The sequence below is a fragment of the Planktothrix sp. PCC 11201 genome (genome assembly GCF_900009135.1).
In the GTDB taxonomy this organism is placed as follows: domain Bacteria; phylum Cyanobacteriota; class Cyanobacteriia; order Cyanobacteriales; family Microcoleaceae; genus Planktothrix.
Window position 1 is genome coordinate 178,935 of sequence record NZ_LT797703.1, and the last position, 24,039, is coordinate 202,973.

At 40.2% G+C, this 24,039-nt stretch carries 19 protein-coding genes; 6 read left to right on the forward strand and 13 right to left on the reverse strand.

The window, feature by feature from the left end:
- Nucleotides 1–52 precede the first annotated feature (52 nt).
- Complete coding sequence (locus tag PL11201_RS27090) at nt 53–727, reverse strand: hypothetical protein (protein WP_234996710.1); 675 nt, start codon at nt 725–727, stop codon at nt 53–55.
- A 27-nt stretch (nt 728–754) separates the two neighbouring features.
- A complete protein-coding gene (locus PL11201_RS15100) occupies nt 755–1,201 on the reverse strand; it encodes a Tse2 family ADP-ribosyltransferase toxin (protein ID WP_079679765.1) in 447 nt (148 codons plus the stop codon).
- Nucleotides 1,202–1,457: 256 nt separating this feature from the next.
- Here PL11201_RS15100 and PL11201_RS15105 point away from each other — a divergent pair, with 256 nt between their 5' ends.
- Nucleotides 1,458–5,480, forward strand: a complete 4,023-nt coding sequence (locus PL11201_RS15105) for a HEAT repeat domain-containing protein (RefSeq protein WP_079679766.1) — start codon at nt 1,458–1,460, stop codon at nt 5,478–5,480.
- A gap of 207 nt (nt 5,481–5,687) precedes the next feature.
- Here the strand turns inward: PL11201_RS15105 and PL11201_RS15115 are convergent, their stop codons facing one another.
- The 8 genes from PL11201_RS15115 to ltrA form a co-directional block, all read right to left on the reverse strand.
- Nucleotides 5,688–6,116, reverse strand: a complete 429-nt coding sequence (locus PL11201_RS15115) for a type II toxin-antitoxin system VapC family toxin (protein WP_079679767.1) — start codon at nt 6,114–6,116, stop codon at nt 5,688–5,690.
- Nucleotides 6,113–6,379, reverse strand: a complete 267-nt coding sequence (locus PL11201_RS15120; RefSeq protein WP_079679768.1) for a hypothetical protein — start codon at nt 6,377–6,379, stop codon at nt 6,113–6,115. The genes PL11201_RS15115 and PL11201_RS15120 overlap by 4 nt, the downstream gene beginning before the upstream one ends.
- A gap of 375 nt (nt 6,380–6,754) precedes the next feature.
- The gene (gene galE, locus PL11201_RS15125; RefSeq protein WP_079679769.1) at nt 6,755–7,753 is read right to left on the reverse strand and encodes a UDP-glucose 4-epimerase GalE; all 999 of its coding nucleotides are present in this window, start codon (nt 7,751–7,753) and stop codon (nt 6,755–6,757) included.
- Nucleotides 7,754–7,790: 37 nt separating this feature from the next.
- Nucleotides 7,791–8,171 carry a hypothetical protein gene (locus tag PL11201_RS15130; RefSeq protein WP_079679770.1) on the reverse strand — a complete coding sequence of 127 codons (381 nt, stop codon included), beginning with the start codon at nt 8,169–8,171 and terminating at the stop codon, nt 7,791–7,793.
- A 138-nt stretch (nt 8,172–8,309) separates the two neighbouring features.
- Complete coding sequence (locus tag PL11201_RS15135) at nt 8,310–9,497, reverse strand: glycosyltransferase (protein WP_079679771.1); 1,188 nt, start codon at nt 9,495–9,497, stop codon at nt 8,310–8,312.
- Nucleotides 9,498–9,650: 153 nt separating this feature from the next.
- On the reverse strand, nt 9,651–10,130 hold the full coding sequence (petD, locus tag PL11201_RS15140) for a cytochrome b6-f complex subunit IV (RefSeq protein WP_079679772.1): 480 nt from the start codon (nt 10,128–10,130) through the stop codon (nt 9,651–9,653).
- Between the two features lie 159 nt (nt 10,131–10,289).
- Nucleotides 10,290–10,958 carry a cytochrome b6 gene (gene petB, locus PL11201_RS15145; RefSeq protein ID WP_079679773.1) on the reverse strand — a complete coding sequence of 223 codons (669 nt, stop codon included), beginning with the start codon at nt 10,956–10,958 and terminating at the stop codon, nt 10,290–10,292.
- A gap of 772 nt (nt 10,959–11,730) precedes the next feature.
- Nucleotides 11,731–13,443, reverse strand: coding sequence for a group II intron reverse transcriptase/maturase (gene ltrA, locus PL11201_RS15155; RefSeq protein ID WP_079678194.1), 1,713 nt, complete (start codon nt 13,441–13,443; stop codon nt 11,731–11,733).
- 845 nt (nt 13,444–14,288) lie between these two features.
- On the opposite strand from ltrA, the gene ctpA reads away from it, so the two are divergent.
- The 5 genes from ctpA to PL11201_RS15180 all read left to right on the forward strand — a co-directional run bounded on the left by ctpA (nt 14,289) and on the right by PL11201_RS15180 (nt 20,074).
- Entirely contained in the window at nt 14,289–15,524 is a 1,236-nt protein-coding gene (ctpA, locus tag PL11201_RS15160; RefSeq protein WP_079679774.1) for a carboxyl-terminal processing protease CtpA, read from the forward strand.
- A 151-nt stretch (nt 15,525–15,675) separates the two neighbouring features.
- Nucleotides 15,676–17,091, forward strand: coding sequence for a dihydrolipoyl dehydrogenase family protein (locus PL11201_RS15165; protein ID WP_079679775.1), 1,416 nt, complete (start codon nt 15,676–15,678; stop codon nt 17,089–17,091).
- A 61-nt stretch (nt 17,092–17,152) separates the two neighbouring features.
- On the forward strand, nt 17,153–17,671 hold the full coding sequence (locus PL11201_RS15170; RefSeq protein ID WP_234996711.1) for a pentapeptide repeat-containing protein: 519 nt from the start codon (nt 17,153–17,155) through the stop codon (nt 17,669–17,671).
- 105 nt (nt 17,672–17,776) lie between these two features.
- Nucleotides 17,777–18,418 (forward strand): HAD family hydrolase, encoded by a 642-nt coding sequence (locus tag PL11201_RS15175; RefSeq protein WP_079679777.1) that lies wholly within the window; start codon nt 17,777–17,779, stop codon nt 18,416–18,418.
- Between the two features lie 9 nt (nt 18,419–18,427).
- On the forward strand, nt 18,428–20,074 hold the full coding sequence (locus tag PL11201_RS15180; RefSeq protein WP_079679778.1) for a mechanosensitive ion channel family protein: 1,647 nt from the start codon (nt 18,428–18,430) through the stop codon (nt 20,072–20,074).
- A gap of 59 nt (nt 20,075–20,133) precedes the next feature.
- On the opposite strand, the gene PL11201_RS15185 is transcribed toward PL11201_RS15180, so the two are convergent.
- From PL11201_RS15185 to PL11201_RS15195, 3 genes are all read right to left on the reverse strand, one after another.
- Nucleotides 20,134–20,952, reverse strand: coding sequence for an alpha/beta fold hydrolase (locus PL11201_RS15185; protein ID WP_079679779.1), 819 nt, complete (start codon nt 20,950–20,952; stop codon nt 20,134–20,136).
- Nucleotides 20,953–21,005: 53 nt separating this feature from the next.
- A complete protein-coding gene (locus PL11201_RS15190) occupies nt 21,006–21,980 on the reverse strand; it encodes an adenylate/guanylate cyclase domain-containing protein (RefSeq protein WP_079679780.1) in 975 nt (324 codons plus the stop codon).
- Between the two features lie 107 nt (nt 21,981–22,087).
- Nucleotides 22,088–24,007: an adenylate/guanylate cyclase domain-containing protein gene (locus PL11201_RS15195; RefSeq protein ID WP_079679781.1), complete on the reverse strand. Its 1,920-nt coding sequence runs from the start codon at nt 24,005–24,007 to the stop codon at nt 22,088–22,090.
- Nucleotides 24,008–24,039 lie beyond the last annotated feature (32 nt).

Consider the following 24,039-nt stretch of genomic DNA (forward strand, 5'->3'; position numbering starts at 1 on the left):
CCATATTTGCTGGTAAATTTATCCGGTGTTAATTTCGACAGATGAATTAAATTCAACTCCCAGCGAGAAGCTCATTCAGCTTATTTTTTAAGTCTGGGGATGCTATTAATGGATTATAGATTTCCCCCGCGTAGGGTTGCCAAATATAATTAGAACTAAACGGTCGAAAACCTGGCAATATTTCTAGCATAAGAGTAAGTTCTTTTGCTAAAACTAATCCGGGCATAAATAAATTAGGTAAATCTTCCATAAGTTCACTATAGGTTCTAAATTCATCAACTTCAACACCCACCAAAGCATAACGAAACGAAGGAGCAGACCAGAGAGTTTGATAGAATAAAATACCTAATTCTGTCATTACATAAGCACTTTCAGGACTATCCATTCCCCGTTCACTAATATTATTTGGATCAACCCGACTCCACCAATTTTGCTCCATAGGATAACGAAACGAAGGATAAACCCTGAGAGGTTTATAGAATAATGGAATACCTAACTCTGTCATTACATAAGGAATTTCAGAACTATCTATTCCCACTTCACTAATATTATTGGGATAAACCCGACACCACCAATTTTGCTCCATGTCTTGAAAAGTGTCTGTGCGACATTGGCATTGGCGACCATTTGAGAGTAACCATTCTATTCCCTCAAAGTGTTGAGCAAATTTATTGACATTGCTTTGATCAGAGCCACACTCTGCTGATAAACTGAATATCCACGCCATTGTTATAGACTCCTATGATATATTAAATTAATCAACTCTTTCCCAATCATTTTGGGTATTTGCTAATGCTGTCTCGTACCTTTCCAGAGACATTGTAACTCTTGGTAAGATGCTAACGTGCATCGGGCTATCTTGGACAGCCTGCAAGTCTCCCATAATGTTTTTATCATCTATTTGCCATATAGGGTCTTTTCCAGTTCCACCAAATTTTGCAGGTCGGCGAAATGCTGGTAAACTTTCAATTGCAAGAGAAACGGACATTCCCTTTGTATTCCTGATGGCAACAGTAACAATTTCTCCTCGAAAATCACGTTCTGATTCTGCTAATAAATAGCCTTGCTCATTGAGATGACCTATGGGCATTTGCTCAATATCTATATCAATACCCGGTCTAATTCCTAGTAATCTAGCACTGCGACCTATTTTGGGTTTACCATTTTGGTCTGCCATGCCACGATAGTAAAGTTTTGCCATCAGCCAATATTGCAGTAATTTTATATACGGTTACTAATTAAACCTAAACCAAGATGTCTATGCTCTATTATGGGCGATTTTGTCTCGTCTGATCAATTTTTTGATTTTAATTAAATCAACCTTAACTAGCACAATTTTGTTAATGGTTAAATGCTAAAATAACCGTTGACTCTAAACATCCCTTGCGATATGGTTATCGATCTTTTTTCCATGATTCTGCTGCCCTTGATGATCAACAATCCTTGTTAATAAGTGTATGGATCCCTCTATTTTAGGTCTTTTGCTATCTATTGTGACTAACTTAGCCACAGGGCCAATAAATATTTATGATTGGCCAAAAAATCTGATCAACAAGTTTAAAGATGCTCCAAAGCCTATTAACCATGATTTACAAAAGGCAATTAAGATTGCTTACTTGCAAGCGTTAATAGAAATTGCTCAAGAGTTAAAAGAGGGAAGAATTCAACCATTTCGCCTCTATTTACCGACAGAACTTGATCAAAAGATTGCACAATGGAAAACTGAGTTAAAACAAGTAAAAAATGCTAAAGACGAGACAGAAATATCATCTCCCTTACAGAATACGGCAGAAATTGAGCAACTCTTATTGTCTCATGGGAAACCGATCGGCGATCGCCTCCAAGAATTAGAAACCCGATTAATTAGCCAAGCATTACAAGGAATTGCTGATCTGCCAGCAGATTACCAAAATCAAGTGCAGACGGGTTTATTTGCCAGAATCTACGATCATTTTGTTGAGCAGTTAAAAATTAATGACCGTGCTTACAGAGCTTTTGAATTAGAATATTTACCAACAATAAATGCAAGTTTAACAGAGATTGGGGTTGGACAAGAGCAAGTTGCTTTGACGATGACAGATATGTTCTCCGTTGTTAATCGTACTGATCAAAATGTGCAAAAAATTATTGAGATTCTCAAGCCAAAATCATTGACGTTAGAAGACTGGCAAGAAATCTGTTATCAAAACCTCGCTGAACAAAAGAAATTCACCACAAAAGAGTTTCAGCGTCATGGGGCAGAACTACAACTGGATGAGATTTATGTTCCTTTAGCGATTGTTGAACGCAAACCGCCCAAACCACCCTCAAGAAATCAGCAGGAAGAAGAAAAGGAAGAAGAAAAACTTATTCCTATTGCGGAAGAACGATTTTTTGAGGATGTATTACGACAAGGGAAAAGCGTTATTAGTCAAGGGCGAAAAATAGCGATTATTGGCGAACCGGGTTCAGGGAAAACTACACGGTTACAAAAGATTGCTGATTGGATTTTAGAGGAAAATTTGGGGTTGCCGATTTGGGTATCTTTGGCAGATTTAACCCAACCAACAATTACCCAATATATCGAAGAAATCTGGCTGAAACAAACAGGTAAAAGCCTCACTATTGAGGAACTCACGCAACAGAAAGAACGGATTTGGTTATTGTTGGATGGGTTAGATGAAATGACATCTAAGGTGGAAATGCGCCATGTTTCGGCACTGTTGGGGGGATGGGTGCAAGGGGCGCGGGTGGTGGTAACTTGTCGGGTGAATGTCTGGGAAGCGGATAAGAATGCTTTTTTGGGATTTGATGTATTTCGCAATTTGGAGTTTAACTCGGAACAGGTGACAGACTATATTCGCCGTTGGTTTGCGGGGATAGGAGATGTGGCGACGGGGGAGAGTTTAGAGGCGGCGTTAGCACAGTCGGAAAATTTCCGTCTCAAGGAGTTGATTCAGAATCCCTTGCGGTTGTGGATGTTGTGTCAAATTTGGCAGATGGGGGGCGGTTTGCCGGAAACGCAGGCGGGTTTATACGGGCAGTTTGTGGATTGGGTGTATGACTGGAAGGCGGATGAGGAGATTTTAGACCAACGGGAGCCAATTGATAAAGCCTTGGCGCGGTTGGCGTTGGCGGCGATGGAACAGAAAGATGAGGTTTCGCGATCGCGGTTGCCCGAAAGTTGGGTGTTGAAGGTTTTGGGAAGTCGCCCGATTTTTCAGGCGGTGATGAAGTTGGGGTGGTTGAATCGGGTGGAACGGTTTCCAGAGGCGATTTGCGTGTTTTATCATGCGACGTTTCAGGAGTATTTTGCAGCGTTAGCGGTGGATGATTGGGATTATTTTTTACCTCGAAATCATGTTAATTTTCCGGTGCCGGGGAAGGAATATCGGATTTTTGAACCGCAGTGGAAGCAGGTAATTTTGTTGTGGTTGGGGCGTGGGGATGTTGCGGATGAGGAGAAGGAGGGGTTTATTGAGAAGTTGGTGAGTTTTGATGATGGGTGTGGAGAGTGGAATTTTGAGAAAGTAAATAGAGGATTTTATGAATATCGTGCATATTTTGAGGAAATAGATAGAGGATTTTATGAATATCGCGCCTATTTTCTCGCAGCATCTGGAACAAGTGAGTTTAAAACCTGTTCCGTTGCCGATCAAATAGTTTCCAAAATGGTCAAATGGGGCGTTGATTATTTCAAGGTTAAACACGACGGCTTACTAACTTGGTTTCATTCAATTAAAAAAGAAATTATCAAAATATTGCCAGAAATAAATAGAGAAAAAGTAATTTTAAAATTGCTCTTTCTTATTAAAAATAATAATCAAGAGATATCTATTCGTAGAGGTGTTTCTCATATTTTAAAAGAAATAGCAGTAGGAAATGAAAAAGCTATCGCAGAATTAATCCATCTTCTCGAAACTTCTGTAGATGAAGATATTTCTTGGATGGCTGCTAAAATTTTAGAAAATATTGCAGGAGGATATAAAAAGGCGATCACAACTTTAATCCAACTCCTAAATAAAACTGAAAATAAAAATACTCGTATAGAAATTGTTAATATCTTGATGCGAATTGACATAGGAGATGAACAAGTAATCACAGCATTAATTCAATTTGTGCAGAATAATACTTATGAAGAAATTCCTAAAAATAATATTGCTCTCTATCTGCGCGAAATAGCAATAGGTAATCCTAAGTGGATTTTGGCTGTAATTCAAAGATTACAGATAATTACTGATGACTTATCCACAACATTTTATCAGTGGTTAATTTTGTGTTTAGGAGAAATTGCTGAAGGGAATAAAAATGCAATTTTAGCTTTAATTAATCTTCTTAATCAAGCTACTGATCAAGATACTATTCAGCAAATCATTAAAAGTTTAGGGGAAATTGCTGAAGGAGATAAAGAGGCAATTTTAGCTTTAATTGAACTTATTAATCAAGTCAATTCTCCAGATATTCTTGAGCAAATTGGTAAAATTTTAGGAAAAATTGCCGGAGGCAATCAAGAAGCAATTTCAGCTTTAATCAACTTACTGCAAAATTCACCTAATAAATATTTTCGCCTGGGAGGTGATTCTACTTTATCCTTAATTTCATCCCAAGAAATCAAATTTTATTTGGACAAAGTAACTGGTGATTTAACCCACTTAGTCCAACATTCGCCTAATCTATTGACTCGTAAGTTAGCTTTACGGACTTTAAGTAAAATCACAGAAGAGCATCAAAATAAATTGATTAAATTTGATAGCTCTGGAATCATTGAAAGTCATAAATATAATCAGGAAGAAATTAGCCAATTGATCTATTCAATAGAAACTTATGTTGACGACAAATCTATTGCTAGAAGTGCTGTCTATGAGTTAGGAGAAATTGCTCCCCAAGGACATGAAGAAGCAATTAGAGCTTTAATCTACGCTATAGAAAATTCGATTGAATGGAAAGTTCGTATAGATGCTTTAGAGAGTTTACTCAAGATTACACCGAAAGGACATATATCGACAATCAAAATATTCTTGAATATAATCAAAAATAATCATTATTTAGCAAGAGAATCAACTATTGTCTTAAAAGAAATTACCACAAAAATTGAGATGCCTAACCTAGTCAATAACTTAAAAGACTGTATTAATTACCAAAGGGAATTTGAGCCATATAAAATTCGCCGCAATCGTTATATCTATGATATAATCTTGCACTGCGCCCAAAACCTCCCCTACCCCGACTTCTACCGCGCATGGCACGGTTTAACCGAAACCCAAACTCTCAACCTCGCCCAACTCCCCCAACTCCTGCAAACCCAACTCACCGAAACCAACCTCCACCAAACCCTCCAACTCCTCTGCATCGACGGCAGCAAATTCGATAACCGCGATAACCCCGCCGCCGATATCTACCTGCAACTCGTCAAAAAACACCACTGCCCCAAATCCACAGAAGGCACACCCCGCACCCTCACGGAACTCAAAATCTACTGGCAACTCCTAGACACCGGATAAACACCCTATTCTCATTTTCTATGAAGATGCGATACCCCAAAGTTTTAGCCAAACTTTTCTCGATTTTCTCACTCGTTTTGATGCGACAATTTGCCTTATCACCGACTCACCCCATGCCACCATTCCCACCTTCTCACCCCAAGACCCGCACCTAATTCAAACTATTATGACTTGGCTACAACGGACTATTTTAGAAACGTGAATGAGTTATTGAGGATAAAAAACACGAATAAAAGGTTGATTGCGATAACGACGGTAAATATCAAAATCTTTATCTAATGTGGCGATCGCGGGAATATTTAAACGCTCAGAAATTGCCACCAATGATAAATCGCTAAAATCTCCTGGTAAATCTTGATAATTTAAGTTTAGTTCTGCCATGCGTTTATAATCTTCACAGATTAAATGTTCAGCTAGAAAAACTCCTTTTTCCACTGCCGATAAAAATTCATTTTGTACTTGAATATTGGGTGCAAGTAACCACATAACCTCTGTGATACAACTAACCGTTGTAATTAACTGGCTGGTCGAAGTGCTAAAGAATTGAACAACTTGTTGATGGTAGCGGTCTTGGCGATTATAAAAGGCGACCATAATTCCACTATCAATTAGAATTAAAGGATAATAATTAGTCATAATTTTTGGCGTTCTTCATGTCTTTTTTTGATATTTTCTCCCAGGATTTGTTTGCGAGTCTCTCTATCTGATAAATCCTTTGTGCCTTCTAATAAATATTCGGGATAACCTCCCATTCTTTCCAAAATAGTTTGAGATGGCTTTAAATTAGTCAAATGGTTACGCAAGAGTTTTTTCACTAATTCTTGGCTAGTAGTTTTTTCCTGAGATAATATCTCAATCAGATATTTTTCAGCTTCGTCATCAAGGTTAAGTGTGAGCATGGTTAAGCCTCCTCTAAATCTGTATTACCTTTAATCCGCTTTTTAAAGGCACGTTTAAAAGCTGAACTAAAACTAACTTCCACGATTATTCCTCTATTAATTGTCTGAGTTCGTTAATATTAGAGGAAAACTTCAGTTCACCTTTTTGCTGTTCTACCTGCGCTAACTTGAAGTTATCATATATCTCATCACGGCGTTCTTCACGGATGTATTGGTTTAACAACAATTGTAGTAAGCCCTTCAGGGCTTAGTCCTAGTCATCCCATTGAGAAACCGAGTTTTTGAGATAGTTTTTATTAAAGATAGACATATTTTGTTAGAAACAGGGTTTGTGATCGTAGTATTAGAAAGAAAGCCCTGAAGGGCTTACTACGGTTAGGTGTGTCGTTTTTGATGCCAATTCCAAGCGTGGGTGATAATATTTTCAATATCGGGATATTCAGGATTCCAACCTAATATGGTTCGGGCTTTTTCTCCGCTTCCAACTAAACTGGGTGGATCTCCGGGGCGGCGATCGCATTCTATCACTTTAATCTCTTTTCCCGTAACTTCCCTAGCGGTTTCTATCACCTCTTTCACGGAAAATCCTTTGCCATTTCCTAAATTAAAAACATCTGTTTTTCCGCCATTCAATAAATATTCTAACCCTAAAATATGAGCGGTTGCTAAATCGGTAACATGAATATAATCTCGAATACAAGTGCCATCGGGTGTGGGATAATCGGTTCCAAAAATAGAAATAGAATCTCGTTTTCCTAATGCCGCTAATAACGTTAAGGGAATCAAATGGGTTTCGGGATTATGATCTTCTCCTAATAACCCATCTGGGTCGGCTCCAGCGGCATTAAAATAGCGGAAACGTACCGATTTAAAATCATAGGCGACATCAAAATCCGATAAAATCCGTTCGACCATTAATTTAGTCGCCCCATAGGGATTAATTGGATTTTGGGGATGATCTTCAGGAATGGGAACACTATCAGGAACCCCATAGGTGGCGCAGGTTGAGGAAAACACAAACTTATTAATTCCTGCCTCTTGCATCGCTTCTAAAAGCGTTAAAGTTCCCACCACATTATTGCGATAATATTTATCAGGATGACTAACAGATTCCCCCACATAAGCATAGGCAGAAAAGTGCATCACGGCATCAATTTTACGACTGGAAAATAACTGATCGAGCAACGGACGATCATTCGTATCCCCAATAATTAATTCGGTTTTTAATACCGTTTCTACTAAGTCTTGATGTCCATAAACTAAATTATCGAGAATAATAACTTCATAACCCGAACGCTTTAGTGCTAGGACAGCATGGGAACCAATATAACCCGCTCCTCCGGTAACTAAAATAGTGGTTTTATCTTCAGACATAAATGTATGCTCCTTTGTTTTATTGAATGAATTTAAATTAATCTTCTAGCCGTTGAACTGAAACATCAACTGCTTGCACATCAATGGTTCCAGGAGGAGTTAACCGACTAAAACGCCCCTGTTCAATTTTTAACGGTTCTCCACAGTTAGGACATTGAAATTGAGTGGTATTAAAAGCCGGAAATTCATGGCTACAAACCGGACATTGATCTTGAATTAGATTGCGTTTCAACCACCACTGGACACCCAAAATCACCAAAATCGGAGTAATCGCAATTACCGCAATTAAAATCAGAACCCCCTTGACTAACCAACCCAAACCAATAGAGATTAAAATGCCAATTACAGCTAATGTAACCAGCCAGTTAGTCAAACCGGAAAGTCTGATTTGTAGAGTTTTGAACCGCTCTTGGTTCACAGCTATCTCCTTAATTATTCAAGCCAGATTTAATCTGATGGAACTCTTAAAAATTTGAACTTTGATATTTTAATTTCTATGATATTATAGCAACCAGCAGGTTAGTATTCACAACTTCTTTGTGTCTTTGTGGTTCAATCAAGCTTGCCCCTGGTTTTGATCCAGCAACTCTTGGACTCGGCTCTCAAAGGCAGGTTTTCCGAAATGGGCCAAACATTGCTCGCGTAACCAAGGCCCATTGCAGCGTTGATCCTCACCCCGAAGCAGTTGAATACAAGCCTCTGCCACGGCTCCTACATCGCGGTGAGGCACTTGCCAACCCAATTTTCCATCCTGTAAGGGATCGGCTGACCCATCGTTATCCCCAGCAATAACGGGTTTCTCACAGGCCATCGCCTCTAAATAAACAATCCCAAACCCTTCTTGAGAGGGCATAACATAACCATCACACACCCGATAATGATCGACTAATTCCTCGGTAGGAATAAATCCGGCAAAAACGACCCGATCACTCATCCCCAAATCCTGCGCCAACTGTTGTAATCTGGGTTGATCATCCCCCCGACCAATGACTAAATATTTAACATCGGGAAAGACTAGGGCAATTTGGGAGAGGGCGCGAATGGTGACATCCACTCCCTTATAGGGATCACCTTTCCATAAACGGGCCACGGTCATCAATACCCGGGCATCCTGTAAATGATAGCGCTGGATTAAGTCCTGGGGTTTGGGGCCGGGGGTAAATTTTTCCCCATCCACCATACAGGGTAACATTTGAAACTGATTCGGATTTAACTGATTGGCAGCACAGGCTTGATCGCGACTATAGCGGCTAATTGTCCAAATTTGATCAGCATTTTGTAGAGCTTTTTGATATTTTTTGGGTAGAGGTTCCCAGACTTCTTTACCATAGGTTAATACGGTGTAAGGAATGGCCAAGGGTTGACAAATAGTTTGCACTAAATGGGCTAAATTAATATGACCACACAGCACCCGTCGTGGTCGGTATTGGAAGGCATAGGTGAGTAAAGCGATCGCTAATTTAATTCGTCCCCAGAGAGGATTTTGAGATTTAAAATACCCAAATTGAAACGAACTGGATAAAGTTTCCAAAGGGTTAGGACATCCGGGATCATCGCGTAAAATTAAAACCTGATTCTGGGGATTAATATTAAGGTTTGAGGAGGGAGAAATAGGTTTAATCGTTTGGGAAGCGTCTAAAATATCTTTAACATAGGATTGAATCCCACCTTCACAAGAAAAAACAGCTAAAAAGCACCAAATTAATCGATTTTGATCTAAGTTTGGGTATTTTTTTAATAACATATCTGGGTTTCAAGAATAATATTGTTTTGTATTCCGCCTTTTCCAATTGTTCCCATAAAAAAGGATACCTGTGATGCTCCCAGACCTAGCCTAACACGCTATCCCGGTGAATCCACAGGTATCATATCATCAAAAATTTTAGGAGGATGTCGTCTAAAATCCCAAAGTTAAAGACTTATCAATGGGAAGGGCGGCCCCAATTCCTAACCACAGGGTTACTAAAGTTCCAAATAAGAAAACAGCCGTTGCCACAGGACGACGGAAGGGGTTTTGGAACTTGTTAACGTTCTCAATTAAAGGAACCGCAATTAAGCCCAAAGGAATCGAAGACATCAACATAATTCCTAACAATTTATTGGGAACGACCCGCAAAATTTGGAAGGTTGGCCAGAGATACCATTCGGGTAAAATTTCTAACGGGGTGGCAAAAGGATTAGAGGGTTCTCCCATCATGGCGGGGTCAAGAACCGATAATGCTACCACTAAACCGAAAGTTCCTAAAATTACAACAGGGAACGTATATAACAAATCATTTGGCCAAGCGGGTTCACCATAATAGTTGTGACCCATGCCTTGAGCCAGTTTAGCGCGCAGAACTGGATCACTGAGATCCGGCTTTTTTAAGATGGACATAATTAAAATACGCTCCTTCTGGGAAAATTTAACCGATGATTGCTAGTCTTTTGAGTTTAACAAAAGCTACTCCCAAACCGTTAGAGAAAAGTTAACTTTCTCGAAATGATCACCGATGCAGGAGTAGCGATAAACCCAACCCTAGCCCGTCCCTGGAATTTAGAGGGGGCCAGAAATCCCTTGCTTCCGAATCATCAAGAAGTGGGCTAACATAAAGACGGCAATCAGCCAAGGTAGGACAAAGGTATGTAAGCTGTAGAAACGGCTAAGAGTACCTTGACCCACGGCTGTACCACCCCGCATCAGTTCCACAATAGTTGAACCGACAACGGGAATCGCTTCAGGAACCCCAGATACAATTTTCACCGCCCAGTAACCAACCTGATCCCAAGGCAGAGAATAACCAGTTACCCCAAAGGAAACTGTGATTACGCCTAAAATCACACCCGTGATCCAGGTTAATTCCCGGGGCTTTTTGAAACCGCCGGTGAGATAAACGCGGAAAACGTGCAGGATCATCATTAACACCATCATGCTGGCAGACCAGCGATGGATGGAGCGAATTAACCAACCAAAGCTCACATCCGTCATAATGTATTGAACGGAAGTGAAGGCTTCTGTGACGGTCGGTCTGTAATAAAACGTCATCGCAAATCCAGTGGCAAACTGGATTAAAAAGCAAACTAAAGTAACTCCACCCAAGCAATAAAAGATGTTGACATGAGGGGGTACATACTTACTCGAAATGTCATCATCCAGTGCTTGGATATCCAGCCGTTCATCAAACCACTTGAAAGTCTGAGATTCTTTGATTCCCTTAGAAAACATGAAGCTAGAATTCCTAAAAATAAATGGCTGCCTATTATTATTGCTTTAAGACATCTTGACATCCTCACCGCCGTAAAACGGACGATGATTCCTAAACTTCACAATTCAGGTTTCTGCTTCTTAGCAACTGCCTCTACCCACAAGGAGTTTTCTGGTCTTATGTTCGCTCCACAGACTATCCCCGCAAGCCCTGCGGTTCTTATATGTCGAAGTCTCAAAAAGAGAATTCTGAAGTTTGTGTTGATTCTAGGGGTGGACTGCCCATTGCCCTATCCTCATTTTCCCGGTCTACCGATTTTTCTGCGCCGCCAGTACAACTGGGCTTCGCTCGTTAGGCTGTCTGAATCCATCGTCACGGGTGGGCCAGTGACCATCTACAATTCTAACACAAAGCCGTCGTAGAACGACGGGGTTTCTACCCATTTTTTCGTTGACATCCACCCCGCGCTGAAGCGACGGGGATTCCTAAGACTCACGACTTAGGTTTCTGTTTCTTCCCATTGCTGGGGTTTCGCAACTGCCTCTACCCTCAAGGAGTTTTTTGGTCTTATGTTCGCTCCACAGACTTTAGGCTTATGCCTTTCCGCAAGCCCTGCGGTATTCAAAAATTTTTTTTTGCTGAAAACTTGGTTATTGCTCTGTTAGAGTCGATTAGGGAGTTACCCCCTAACCTCTCCTTCAGAACCGTGCATGAAACTTTCGCTTCACACGGCTCCTTGATAATACCACCTTTGTTATAGGTACGATTCAAAACGGGTTATTTTCATAATTCTCAACTATTGGTAATTGTATTACTTTTAGTTAAAGAACCATCGTTTGCCGTTTTTGTGTCGTGACAATGTTTGTGTAGAAGTTGCCAGTTCTCATAAGTGTCTTTTCCACCTAATGTTGTTGGTTTAATATGGTCAATTTCTACCTTGTCTGTACTTGTAAAATACAAACCACAGTGAAGACAAATACCCTTTTGTTTCTTGATAAGTGTTGCCACTCTTTTGGGAGTTTCTGGATATTCGCCTCGTCGTTTACTCCAGTAAATCCAGTTACCATCAAACGGACTAGCTTCACTTTTAACTTTAATATGCCTTACGATTGGCGTATCAGTATGAGCGATTAATTTTAATCCGTTTTCTGTACTAAAACACCAATTCCTGTCATTTACTGTTCGCCAGTATTTGTCTTTATTGATGTTCCCTTTTCCCCTCGTTCTTGCCCACGCTCTTAACTTATCATAGGTTAGATTGTCAACTTTCGAGAAAGTTTCTTTACTAACCACTGTTGAGTAATAGTTTGACCAACCTCTAATAATTGGATTCAGCTTGCTAATTAAAGCAGCTTGTGGGGAGGTCTTGTGGGTGTCTATTACTTCAGCTATTTTTACAAGATGAGCTTTAATTTTAGCTTTTGAGGGTGTGATTAATGTTGTAAAACCTAGCGGTGTTCCATTCGTTTTTTTTGAACTTCGGTAGTTACCTATTTTATGTTGTTGAACATGGAACCCTAAGAACTCAAACCCAACATTTCCCTCAATTTCATTGAGGGTGTGGGTTAATTTTGTTTTACTTGGTTTTAACTCCAATCCCATATCACTCAACCAGTCAGCAATTATCTCTTGACATTTTTTGACAACTTTTATATCCTCATGGATTATTACAAAGTCGTCAGCATATCGGATTAAACTAAGGGCTTGACGATTTATCGTTTTTGCCCCTTTTAGAGTTTCGGCGTATTGCTTAACTCTTTCTTCCATACCATGTAAGGCAATATTCGCAAGTAGAGGTGAAATGACCCACGGTGGTGTACCATCATTGGTAGGAAAAAGTTCTTTTCCGTCCATGTACCCTGCTTTGAGCCACGTTTTCAGTAGATGGCTTAATGTAGGGTATGTGTGTATTTTGGAGAGTAACGCTTTGTGGTCAATGCGGTCAAAGCATTTAGCAATGTCAGCATCTAATATATATTTTTCTTTCTGCTTAATGCTGCTAAATATTGCTCCGATTGCATCGTGACAGGAACGTCCTGGTCTAAAACCATAACTGTTTGGCTCGAATTTAGCCTCCCATTCTGGCTCTAACGCTAGTTTGACTAACGCTTGCAATGCGCGGTCATTAATTGTGGGTATTCCTAATGGACGGGTTTCGGTTGTACCAGGTTTAGGTATTTCAACTCTACGAGTTGGTTTAACTTTATTGGTTAACTTTAATCGTCCTACAAGGTTTATACGTTGCTTTGGGGTCAGAGATTTAATTCCATCCACACCTGCCGTATTTTTACCTTGGTTATCTTGTGTTACCCTGCGAACCGCTATACATTTTGCTGACCAAGACCTAATCAGGGTCTTCTGAAGTTTACGAACTGCTTTAACATCGCCTCGTTCACTCGCTTGAAATATTCGCTTTTGCAACTTAAAAGTTACCTTTTCTAGCTTGCGCCAATTAAGGTCTTTCCACTCCACCGTCAGATTGTTCTGCGTTTTAGATATATTCATTGCTACTTGTTCTATTTCTTTGGAATTACCGAGCATCTGTCAGCATATCCCTTGCATTACCAAGGGCATTCGCTTTTGATACCATCCCTCCCCTATATATCATTCGTTAGCTACTTACTGGTTTTCGACCTTTTCCAGAGATATATAGGGGTTACTTCGTTCCGATTACACATTGGTTTGAAATCTTTAGCGTGATGCTATCCACCGGGTTTCTTAGGCGGTGCTTATAAGTCAGAAGTTGAACTGCTTATGCCCGCGTCCCTTGCCTTTTGGCTTGGTGTTAATCAAGTTTTTATATTGATTTTAGCCATTACACCATCAATTCTAACGATGGTTCAAACACATCTTTGCTTATGCTACGCATGGACTTCTTGCTTGGTAGTTACCAAATTTGGCTTCCAGTAGTTCTACCTTTTAACCCCGCTTTAATCTGATGGTTGCTATCCAAGCAAACTAGGGGTTATGCTTTCACCTCAGCACTTGAGGGATGGGACTTAATTCACGGAATTTCACCCATAAATGTAATCAGTTATCACCAGTGTTCTGGGTTAACCGTCCCATAAGTCTTTCAACTTATTTTAGGTTAAACGAATCGCACCAACTCCCTAACTATACAATATTGCTACATCCATATAAAGCCGTCCTAGATGGTTACTGAGCCTGTCGAAGTAAGGACGGGGTTTTAGACCCAATTTTCCGATAACTTCAACTCAATTTTCACAAAACTCGGCAATCAACCTGTCCGGGATAGAATCCCCCAGGGCTGAGGCTAAAAATCAAGCCAAGAAGGGTCTTAAACCCGTTGATTCCTAAACCCAATCTGCAAGCATCGTTAAATTACCACCATGCAAAAGCGAGTTTTTCCCATAGCATTTCTAATCATTCTGCAAGTTAGCTTAATCTGGATCACTTGGACAAATCCGGTTCTGGCCTTGACCGAAGATCAAAAAATCTTGAGTGAAAGTTGGCGAATTATTAATCGCGCTTATGTGGATGAAAGTTTCAACCATCAAAACTGGTGGTCTATCCGCGAGAAACTAGTCCGACAACCCTTCAAAAACCGCGAGGAGACCTATGATGCCATTGAGAAGATGTTAGCCACCTTGGATGACCCGTTTACCCGGTTATTACGACCAGATCAATATCGCAGTTTACAGGTGAGTACCTCCGGGGAATTGATGGGGGTGGGATTACAAATCTCCCAGGACGGGGAAACGGGAAATTTGACCGTCATTGCCCCCATTGATGGTTCTCCCGCAGAAGCCGCGGGTATTCAACCCCAGGATCGGATTTTGAAAATTGATGGCTTTGCAACCTCTGAGTTAACTCTGGATGAAGCGGCGGCTCGGATGCGGGGGCCCAGGGGCAGTCAAGTGACTTTAACTGTATTACGCCCTGATGACAAAACCCCGAAAAATATTATTTTAGTTCGCGATCGCATTGCCCTCAACCCCGTCATTACCGAACTCCGTTCTGATTTGGGAAATACTCCATTAGGTTATATTCGTTTAAGTCAATTTAGTGCCAATGCCACCGAAGAAGTAGCCCAAGGGATTCAATCTTTAGAAAAAAAAGGGGCAAAAGCCTATATTTTGGATCTCAGAAATAATCCGGGGGGATTATTACAATCGGGCATAGAAATAGCCCGGCTTTGGTTAGATGAAGGAACGATTGTTTATACCGTCAATCGTCAAGGGTTACTGGGAAGTTTTGAAGCGGTGGGTTCGGCTTTAACTCAAGCTCCTTTAGTGGTATTAGTGAACCCAGGAACTGCCAGTGCCAGTGAAATTTTAGCCGGGGCTTTACATGACAATCATCGAGCAATTTTAGTAGGGGAAAAAACCTTTGGAAAGGGGTTAATTCAATCCTTATTTGATTTATCCGATGGTTCGGGATTAGCAGTGACGGTGGCTAAGTATGAAACGCCTAATCATACTGATATTAACAAATTAGGAATTATGCCCGATCGGGTAATTCCTTCGGAGCCCTTACTTAGAAGTCAAGTCGCAACGGAAGCCGATCACCAATATCAAGCGGCTTTGGAATTGCTATCTTCTCAATTTGTGGTGGCTCAGAAATAATGGGGAATAGGGAATAGGGAATAGGGAATGATTTTTGGACTGATGACTGGTACGGGCGGGTTCTTTTAGATCTTTGTTAATCACTTAAATCTTAATGAACCCGCCCCTACAACTGATGACTGATGACTGATAACTGATAACTGATTTTTGTATGTTGGATTATGATTTGGTGATTTTAGGAGGGAGTTTAACGGGACGCTATGCTGCCTTATTGGGGAGTCAAATGCAGGGGCGAATTGCTTTAGTCGAACCGGAAAAAACGGGGTATTACGGGTTGTTTTCCAGGGTTTTATCTCTCCCGAAACTTGATCCTATATCGGTGTGGGACGGGTCGAATATTAACAGAAAACCGATCAAACCTGGGGTAGATTGGGTGAAAAACAATTGCGAGGAAATTTATTCCCATCAACGGTTAGGGGCTGGGGGTGTGGATGTAATTGTGGGTGAGGGTGAATTTATCAAATCTCCCCGTTTGGGATTTAAAGTTAATAATCGGATATTGCGATCGCGCAACTATTTATTAGCCCCCGCTTCTATCCCTAAAATTCCCACCATTGAAGGGTTATTATCCACAGGATTTCTGACCTCAGAAACCCTAGATTTGTTTTTAGAAAAATTGCCAACTTTATCAGAAACAATACCCCAAAGATTGGCAATTATTGGAGGTGATCCCAAAGCCATTGAATTAGCCCAATATTTCGCTCGTTTAGGTTTAGAAGTGATCCTAATTACCTCAGCGACTCAACTTTTATCCCAAGCAGATCCCGAGGCGGTGCAGTTGATTCAAGGTCAATTAGAAGCCGAAGGAGTCAAGATTTTAACCCAAACTCCAATTATTCAGGTTAAAAAAATTGCTGATAAAAAATGGATTCAAGCGGGAAATACGGCTTTAGAAGTGGATGAAATTTTAGTAAGTTGCGGTTCTCAAACTGATATAGAATCTTGGAATTTAAGCAGGGTCGGGGTTGAGTTTAAAGGGAATAATTTATGGGTGAATCAAAAATTACAAACCACTAATCCTAGAATTTATGGATGTGGACAGATTTTAGGGGGATATCCCTTTGAACACATCGGCCAATATGAAGCACAAATTGCCCTGAAAAATGCCCTATACTGGCCGAGGTTTCGGGTTGATTATCAAGGCATTCCTTGGGCTATTTTTTCCGATCCTAAATTGGCACAGGTGGGGTTAACAGAAACCCAGGCGAAACGACGGTATGGAACTCAAGTGATTGTATCGCGACAATCCCTAAACCTGATCGCCCAGGCGCAAATTGCGGGGGAAATCACGGGATTTTGTAAACTCGTGGGTCTAGCCGATGGTAAACTTTTAGGGGCTACGGTGGTCGGTTCCCAGGGGAGTGAGTTGATTAATACCCTAGCTTTGGCAATTCGTCAAGGGGTAAACCTGAAAACCTTAGCTGAATTTCCCCCGATTTTTCCCAGCTTTTCCGAGGTTTATCATCAAAGTGCGATCGCCTGGACACATCAACGCCGTTGTCAAAATAGGGTATTATTTGATTGGACAGAAAATCTATTTCATTGGCGACGATATTGGGGAAATTAAGAGGGAATAGGCAATGGGCAATGGGCAATGGGAAGGATATAGGATCTTTAATAAACCAAAAATGTCTAACATGAAAGTTCAAAAAATACAACCTTTTACCCGGGCAACGATTATCGGTTTTAGTCTTTTATTATTAACTATTACGGGTTGCCAAAAGCCTGCCGCTCAAGTTCAGTTAGGTCAAGATCAAGAATGTTTTGGATGTGATTTTAGTGGAAAAAGTTTGCAAGGGCAAAATTTAACCGGGGCTAAATTGAATAATTCTAATTTTAGTCAAGCGGATTTAAAAGGTGTGAATCTCAAGGGAGCATTTTTAGATACTGTTGATTTTACCGGAGCTAATTTAACCGGAGCAGATTTAAGTGAAACTACTTTAAATCAAGCTAATTTAACAAATGCTAACCTGAGTCAAGCAAATCTGACCGGGGCATTTATTCGAGGGGCTAAACTGAATAATGCTAAACTGAATGGAGCCACCTTTAAAGATGCGGATTTGAACTCAGCCGATTTAACGGGAGCAGACCAGAAAGGCGCTAATTTTCAAGGGGCAATTATGCCGGATGGTTCGATTCAGAAATAATGTATAGAAGGGAACAGGGAATAGGGAATAGGGAATAGGGAATAGGCAATAAATAGGATTGCTATAGCAGTCCTATTTAAGTTTTATACTCGATATAATATCATTATGCTCAAAGCGATTTTATTTGATTTAGATGGAACTCTGGTTAATAGTGACCCATTACATTATCGGACTTGGGCAAAGGTTTTAGAAATTTATAAATTGACCATTGATCATCATTTTTATCAAACTCGGATTAGTGGCAGAACTAATGCGGAAATTGTGGGGGATTTATTTCCTGAATTTTCCGATGAAGATATCTTAAAGATGGTAGATTTAAAAGAATTAAAATTTCGAGAACTAGCTATTGATTTACAGCCCTTACCCGGGTTGATGGACTTTTTGGCTTGGGTAAATCAGCAAGAGTTTAAAACAGGTTTAGTCACGAACGCGCCTCGGGAAAATACAGATTTTATCCTAGAAATTCTAAAGTTATCAGATTATTTTGATAGTGTGGTTTTGTCCGATGAAATTGGCATCGGTAAACCCGATCCGACTCCCTATCAATATTGTTTAGAACAGTTAGATATTCTACCAGAAGAAGCGATCGCTTTTGAAGATTCTCCCTCTGGGATTCGTTCTGCCATTGCTGCGGGGATTAAAACCATTGGGGTTGCTTCTACCCATGATCCTAATCGTTTAAAAGATTTGGGGGTAACATTTGTAATTGAGGATTTTACCCAGGTTGACCTACAAATTATGGGCTAAATATCTGTTATGAAAAAAATTGGACAAACTTTTATCACCTGGCTGCTAGTTACCTTTCTGATGGTCACCGCCATTCCTCTAGTGGTGGCACAGAATTCTCCATCCCCTAAACCCAATGTACCCGCAATTGAGTCTAACCGTGGGTCTGTAATACTAGACAACGAAACTTTATTTGTGATTGAAACTGAATTAGGCGGTTCGTCTCCTTCAGAACGTTCTCAACGCATGAGCCAAAGCTTGAAGGATTTTGCTGACAACCAAGCCCTATCTCTGAACGAACTTGAAATCTATACGGGGGACAAGGACGGCATTCCCTTAACGGTAATTCGTGCTGGCAATCTTTTTTTAACCACAATCTCCAGCGCCGATGCCCAAATAGCGGGCAAACCGCGCCCCGAATTAGCCACATTGTATTTAGAAAAAATCAAGGCGGGAGTCAGTCGCTACCGAGAGCAAAGGAGTCTGGAATATTTGCTGCGTGCTAGTTTGTGGAGTGTTTTAGCCACCGTGGCTCTGATTATTATTTTATTGATTACTAATAACGTCTTTGCCAGAATTGACCAAAGACTCAAAATTTGGGAAGAATCTTATATTCGCCCCGTGCGGTTTGGCAATTGGGAACTGATTCGTGCCAACCAATTAGACAATATCATTCTTTGGCTGGTTCGGCTGGTGCAGGTGGGGATGATTCTAGGGCTATTGGCTGCCTATTTTCCCTTTGTCCTGAGACAATTTCCTTGGACGAGGGAATTAGCCAAAACCTTGGAGGGCTATTTGGTCGCCACATTACAAACGGGGTGGCAAGCTTTTATCAATTATTTGCCTAGTTTGTTGACAATTATCCTCGTCATTGTTGCGACCCAATTTCTTCTGAGCTTATCCAAACCTTTCTTCCGAGAATTGAGTACCGGGACATTTTCTTTACCGGGCTTCTATAGCGAGTGGGCCGATGCTACCCAAAAGCTGGTTAATTTTTTAATTATTGCTTTGGCGGCAGTGATTATCTTTCCGTTATTGCCGGGATTCCAGTCTCCTGCGTTTCAAGGGATATCTGTGTTTTTAGGGCTGCTGATTTCTCTGGGCTCTACCTCTGTTATTTCTAATCTGGTTTCTGGTAGTGTTCTGATCTATACTCGGGCATTTCGGGTGGGTGATCGGATTAAAATTGGCGACATCTCTGGGAAAGTTCTGGAAACTACCCTGCTGGTAACTCGTATCCTGACTCCTACGAATGTCGTCGTTAGTATTCCCAATTCTCAAATGAGCACCAGTTCTATTGAAAACTTCAGTTTTAGCCATCGAGAATTAAACCAGCCCTTGATCCTACGGACGACGGTGTATTTAGGGTATGAAGTCCCCTGGCGCGAAGCTTACCAGGCTTTGATCCAAGCGGCACTGCGTACGGAAGGAATGCTGGAGTCTCCGCCACCTTTCGTACTACAAGGGGAACTAAACGAAGTTTACGTTACCTATTTGCTCAATGCCTATATGAATGTGGAGTATTTTCAGGGCAAAACTTCAAAAGGAATTGAACAAGCTTACTCCCAATTGAATGAAAATATCCGAGATTGTTGTGCCACAGCCGGAATTCGGATTTTTGCTCCTAATTATGAAGCCGATCCTACCAATTACGGCCCGGCGGTTGATAAAATTTAACCGCGTCTATGATCCCAATCGTTGACAAGATTTGGGGGTAGCATTGGTAATTGAGGACTTTACCCCGGTTGGGATAAATAGTCTTTGATTAAATTAATCGTTTCCTGGGGATGACTCATCTGGGGACAATGCCCGGTAGCTTCCATTAATTTTAAGGTACCTTCATAAAGGTAGCGCTGAAGATAGTATCCCACTTCTACAGGAGCGATCGCATCATCGGTACATTGTAAAATCAATGAGGGTGTTCTAACTTTCAGTAAATCCGGGCGATTATCGGAGTAAAAAGTTGCCCTAGCAAAACAACTAGCCACCACCGCATTAGTTGAACAAAAACTGGCTTCTAGCTCCTGAATGAGCTCCGGGTGATCCTGATTTTGCATGACAATGGGAGCCAAAAAACTCGCCCAACCGATATAATTTTTCCCCATTAGATCGAGTAAATCTTCAATATCTGAACGCTCAAATCCACCGATATAATCATCCGATGAATCATTAATATAACAGGGAGAAGGACAAATCAAAACCATCTTTTTAAATAATTCGGGAGCTTTAATTGAGGCTAAAAGACCCACCATACTACTCACAGAATGACCGACAAAAAATATATTTTCTAAGGACAAAGCTGTAATAATATCCAGAACATCCTGAACATAACCCTGGAGATCAGCATATCTTTCTACACTATAAGCATTCATATCTGATTTTCCTGACCCTACATAGTCAAAAACAATAATTTTATAGTCATTTTCAAAAGCAGGTGTGATGAAACGCCACATATTTTGATCACAGCCAAACCCATGGGCAAATAATAGGGGTTGTGTTCCTTGTCCCAAAATTTTTACGTTGTTTCTTTTCAGAATATTTTCAGTCACTATCATCTGTTTTGTTTTCTTAATTTTAATTAACCGTTATCAAAAGTTTGAGCGATTCCCTATTCTATGATATGAAATTTAATCAATTTCCATGCTATTAAAGAATTGGCTTTTCCTTTAAGATCAATGGGCTTTTTTGCTTCTACTTCTAATAAATGACTCATACTTTGATAAACTGTATCAGAAATCGTAATTTCTTCGGCAGGAGTTGCACCTTCTAAACGTTTAGCAGTATTCACAACATCACCAATTACAGTATAAGTTCTCACCCCAGTTCCACCAAATAATCCTTCAATTACATTACCACAATGGACGGCACAACCCGTACTAATATTTTCGGGTTTGAGGATGTCTGAGGCTGCTTTTTGCATGGCGATCGCTGCTTTTACTCCCTGTTGGGGTGTGGCATAAATTGCCATAATTTCATCGGCCGTAAAACTAACTTTTAGGGGGTTAAATTGGGCTGCTATGGGTTCCACATGACGATAATAGTTATTTAATACCGTAGCCACATGATCGGGTTCTCTCTGTTCGCACCAGGCGGTAAATCCTCGAATATCCATAAATAAAATAGTCCGATCAAACCGTTGAAATTTTAATTGTTCGGGATTATTAATTGCCGCATTGACGACATGACTTCCCATACCCCATTCCGCTAATTTTTTTAAGATTTCTGTGATTTGAGTATGCTGATTAATTGGGGTAAAAATACAATCATTAAAAAATTTTTCTTGGTGTTCTCTCCTAACTGCATTCACCAGCATGGGAATATCGGTTCCATCTTTTGAACGTAAAGAAAAATAGATTTCTTCTGCTTTTCCATAAAATTTTAATAAGGGAAAAAAATGGGTTTGGCAAAAAATACGCACGGCCAATGGTAAAATTGAGTTCATGGATTTTCCCTGGAGTTCGTGGGTTTCATAGCCGAGTAATTTTAATAATGTATTATTGATTATGGCGATCATCTTATCATCGGTAAATGACAAAAAACCGCAGGGTGCATTATTAAGAATTTCATCGATAGAGTCTGTCATAACAGTAGTGAAGTTGAGGGTAGATGAGTTCATATTTAAGGCAATTATGGAGTGAACAATTGGTAATGGTCAGGAATTAAGTGATCTTCATGATTGATGAATATAGTTTATTCCTGATTCCTAGAGTTAACCGTTTCTTGAATTAACCAATAGGTAGTCATTTCCCCCCTACCTTTGACTTCAATTTGTCCGCGTTTTTCCAAGATGTAGGAATTTTTTAAGCGTTCATAGGTAGCTTCAGTGACTTGAATTTTCCCCGGTAAACCGGAGGATTCCATCCGAGAAGCGACATTAACCGCATCCCCCCATAAGTCATAAATAAATTTTTTCACCCCAATTACTCCCGCAATAACTGATCCGCTATTGATGCCAATTCTAATTTGTAAAGGTTCGTTATATTGGGTTTGAAAATTGGCGATCGCTCTTTGCATATCTAAAGCGATTTGAGCCACAGCTTCAGCATGATCGGGCTTGGCTAGGGGTAAACCTCCGACCACCATATAGGCATCCCCAATGGTTTTAATTTTTTCTAAACCATGCTTTTCTGTCAGTTGATCAAACACCGAAAACACTTGATTTAATCGCTCCACTAATTCATCGGGTTGAATGCGAGTTGAAAGGGGCGTAAACCCAACAATATCGGCAAATAAAATGGTGACTTCATCAAATTTTTCGGCAATAGAACTGCTATCATATTTGAGACGTTCTGCAATCGATGGAGGCAAAATATTCAGTAATAGTTTTTCTGAACGTTCCCGGCTTTCCTGGAGTGCTTTGTCGGTATTTTTCCGTTCTAATTCGGCGCCAGCCCGGGCTGCAAATACTTTTAAAACCAGTTCTCTAGTTTGGTCATCTTGCATACAGTTGGTATCCAAAACAGCAATATGACCAATGACATTTTCTGATGAATCAATCAGGGGAATTCCCGCATAACTACGGGCTTTTAACTCCACTAAATCTTGATCTTCTGGAAACCGATTAATAATATTATCGGGATAACAACAATATTCCCCATTTTCAATAACTTCATGGCAAGGTGTTCCTTTTAAGTCATATTCAATATTATCAACAAAACTTCTATGAAGCCAAAATGCTAAGGTGCGAACTCTGGTTTTTTGGGGATTGGTACATTCGGTTACAAATGTATAACGAACACCTAAAATTTCAGCTAAGTGCTGAACACAGGAGCGAAAAAAATCATCTCCGGTTTTAGAAGCTGTTCCCTCTACAATTAATTTTAGGGCTTCTTCCCGACGTTTGCGATCGCTAATATCCCGCATCACAGTCAAGACTGAATTAGAGGAAATAGGAGAAATATTAACGGATAAATCTGTTTTTTTATTTTCGAGAATTAAACTATATTCAACTTCAATGGTCTCCTGGGTTTCTAAAGCAGTTTTAATCCCTGCTAACAAAATATCGGCTTGTTTTTGGGGGAGAATATCATGAATCGTTTGACCGATTCTTTCCTGTTCCGGCTTATATAATAATTGGGTATTGGGGGTAACCACTTTTAGATAATGCCCATCCGCATCAAAAACCACAATTGATTCCTTCATCGCTTTAAATAAAGCGTTAACTTCCGCCTCGGATTTTTCTAAGGCTTGATTTTGAGTTTTCAGGGTTTTCTGAAGGACTTGAAGTTTTAATTGGGTTTGAACTCGAATGAGAACTTCTTCGATTTGAAAGGGTTTAGTAATATAATCTATTCCTCCGACTTCAAAAGCTTGGACTTTATCCTTGACATCATCTCCAGCACTTAAAAATATAACGGGTACAGAACTGGTTTTGGGATCGGATTTTAAGATTTTACAGACCTCATAACCGGTAATTTGGGGCATATTAATATCCAGAAGAATCAGATCGGGAATTACGGTTCTCGCAGCCATTAAAGCCACATTTCCATTAATCGCTTTCCGCACTTGATATCCTTGCTGGACGAGGAAATCGGATAAAAAACGAATGTTGTCAACATTGTCATCAACAATCAGAATATCGGCTTTAAATTGATCGGTATTAATATTCATAAATAACTAACTTAATGACGGAGTAGGATAGC

Bases quoted from the DNA above. Each gene is read 5' to 3' on its own strand.
- PL11201_RS15120 (WP_079679768.1), bottom strand. From the start codon at position 6,379: ATGCTCACACTTAACCTTGATGACGAAGCTGAAAAATATCTGATTGAG.
- PL11201_RS27090 (WP_234996710.1), bottom strand. From the start codon at position 727: ATGGCGTGGATATTCAGTTTATCAGCAGAGTGTGGCTCTGATCAAAGC.
- PL11201_RS15165 (WP_079679775.1), top strand. From the start codon at position 15,676: ATGTTGGATTATGATTTGGTGATTTTAGGAGGGAGTTTAACGGGACGC.
- galE (WP_079679769.1), bottom strand. From the start codon at position 7,753: ATGTCTGAAGATAAAACCACTATTTTAGTTACCGGAGGAGCGGGTTAT.
- PL11201_RS15175 (WP_079679777.1), top strand. From the start codon at position 17,777: ATGCTCAAAGCGATTTTATTTGATTTAGATGGAACTCTGGTTAATAGT.
- PL11201_RS15180 (WP_079679778.1), top strand. From the start codon at position 18,428: ATGAAAAAAATTGGACAAACTTTTATCACCTGGCTGCTAGTTACCTTT.
- petD (WP_079679772.1), bottom strand. From the start codon at position 10,130: ATGTCCATCTTAAAAAAGCCGGATCTCAGTGATCCAGTTCTGCGCGCT.
- PL11201_RS15135 (WP_079679771.1), bottom strand. From the start codon at position 9,497: ATGTTATTAAAAAAATACCCAAACTTAGATCAAAATCGATTAATTTGG.
- PL11201_RS15100 (WP_079679765.1), bottom strand. From the start codon at position 1,201: ATGGCAAAACTTTACTATCGTGGCATGGCAGACCAAAATGGTAAACCC.
- PL11201_RS15170 (WP_234996711.1), top strand. From the start codon at position 17,153: ATGTCTAACATGAAAGTTCAAAAAATACAACCTTTTACCCGGGCAACG.
- PL11201_RS15185 (WP_079679779.1), bottom strand. From the start codon at position 20,952: ATGATAGTGACTGAAAATATTCTGAAAAGAAACAACGTAAAAATTTTG.
- PL11201_RS15190 (WP_079679780.1), bottom strand. From the start codon at position 21,980: ATGACAGACTCTATCGATGAAATTCTTAATAATGCACCCTGCGGTTTT.
- PL11201_RS15195 (WP_079679781.1), bottom strand. From the start codon at position 24,007: ATGAATATTAATACCGATCAATTTAAAGCCGATATTCTGATTGTTGAT.
- ltrA (WP_079678194.1), bottom strand. From the start codon at position 13,443: ATGAATATATCTAAAACGCAGAACAATCTGACGGTGGAGTGGAAAGAC.
- PL11201_RS15115 (WP_079679767.1), bottom strand. From the start codon at position 6,116: ATGACTAATTATTATCCTTTAATTCTAATTGATAGTGGAATTATGGTC.
- PL11201_RS15105 (WP_079679766.1), top strand. From the start codon at position 1,458: ATGGATCCCTCTATTTTAGGTCTTTTGCTATCTATTGTGACTAACTTA.
- ctpA (WP_079679774.1), top strand. From the start codon at position 14,289: ATGCAAAAGCGAGTTTTTCCCATAGCATTTCTAATCATTCTGCAAGTT.
- petB (WP_079679773.1), bottom strand. From the start codon at position 10,958: ATGTTTTCTAAGGGAATCAAAGAATCTCAGACTTTCAAGTGGTTTGAT.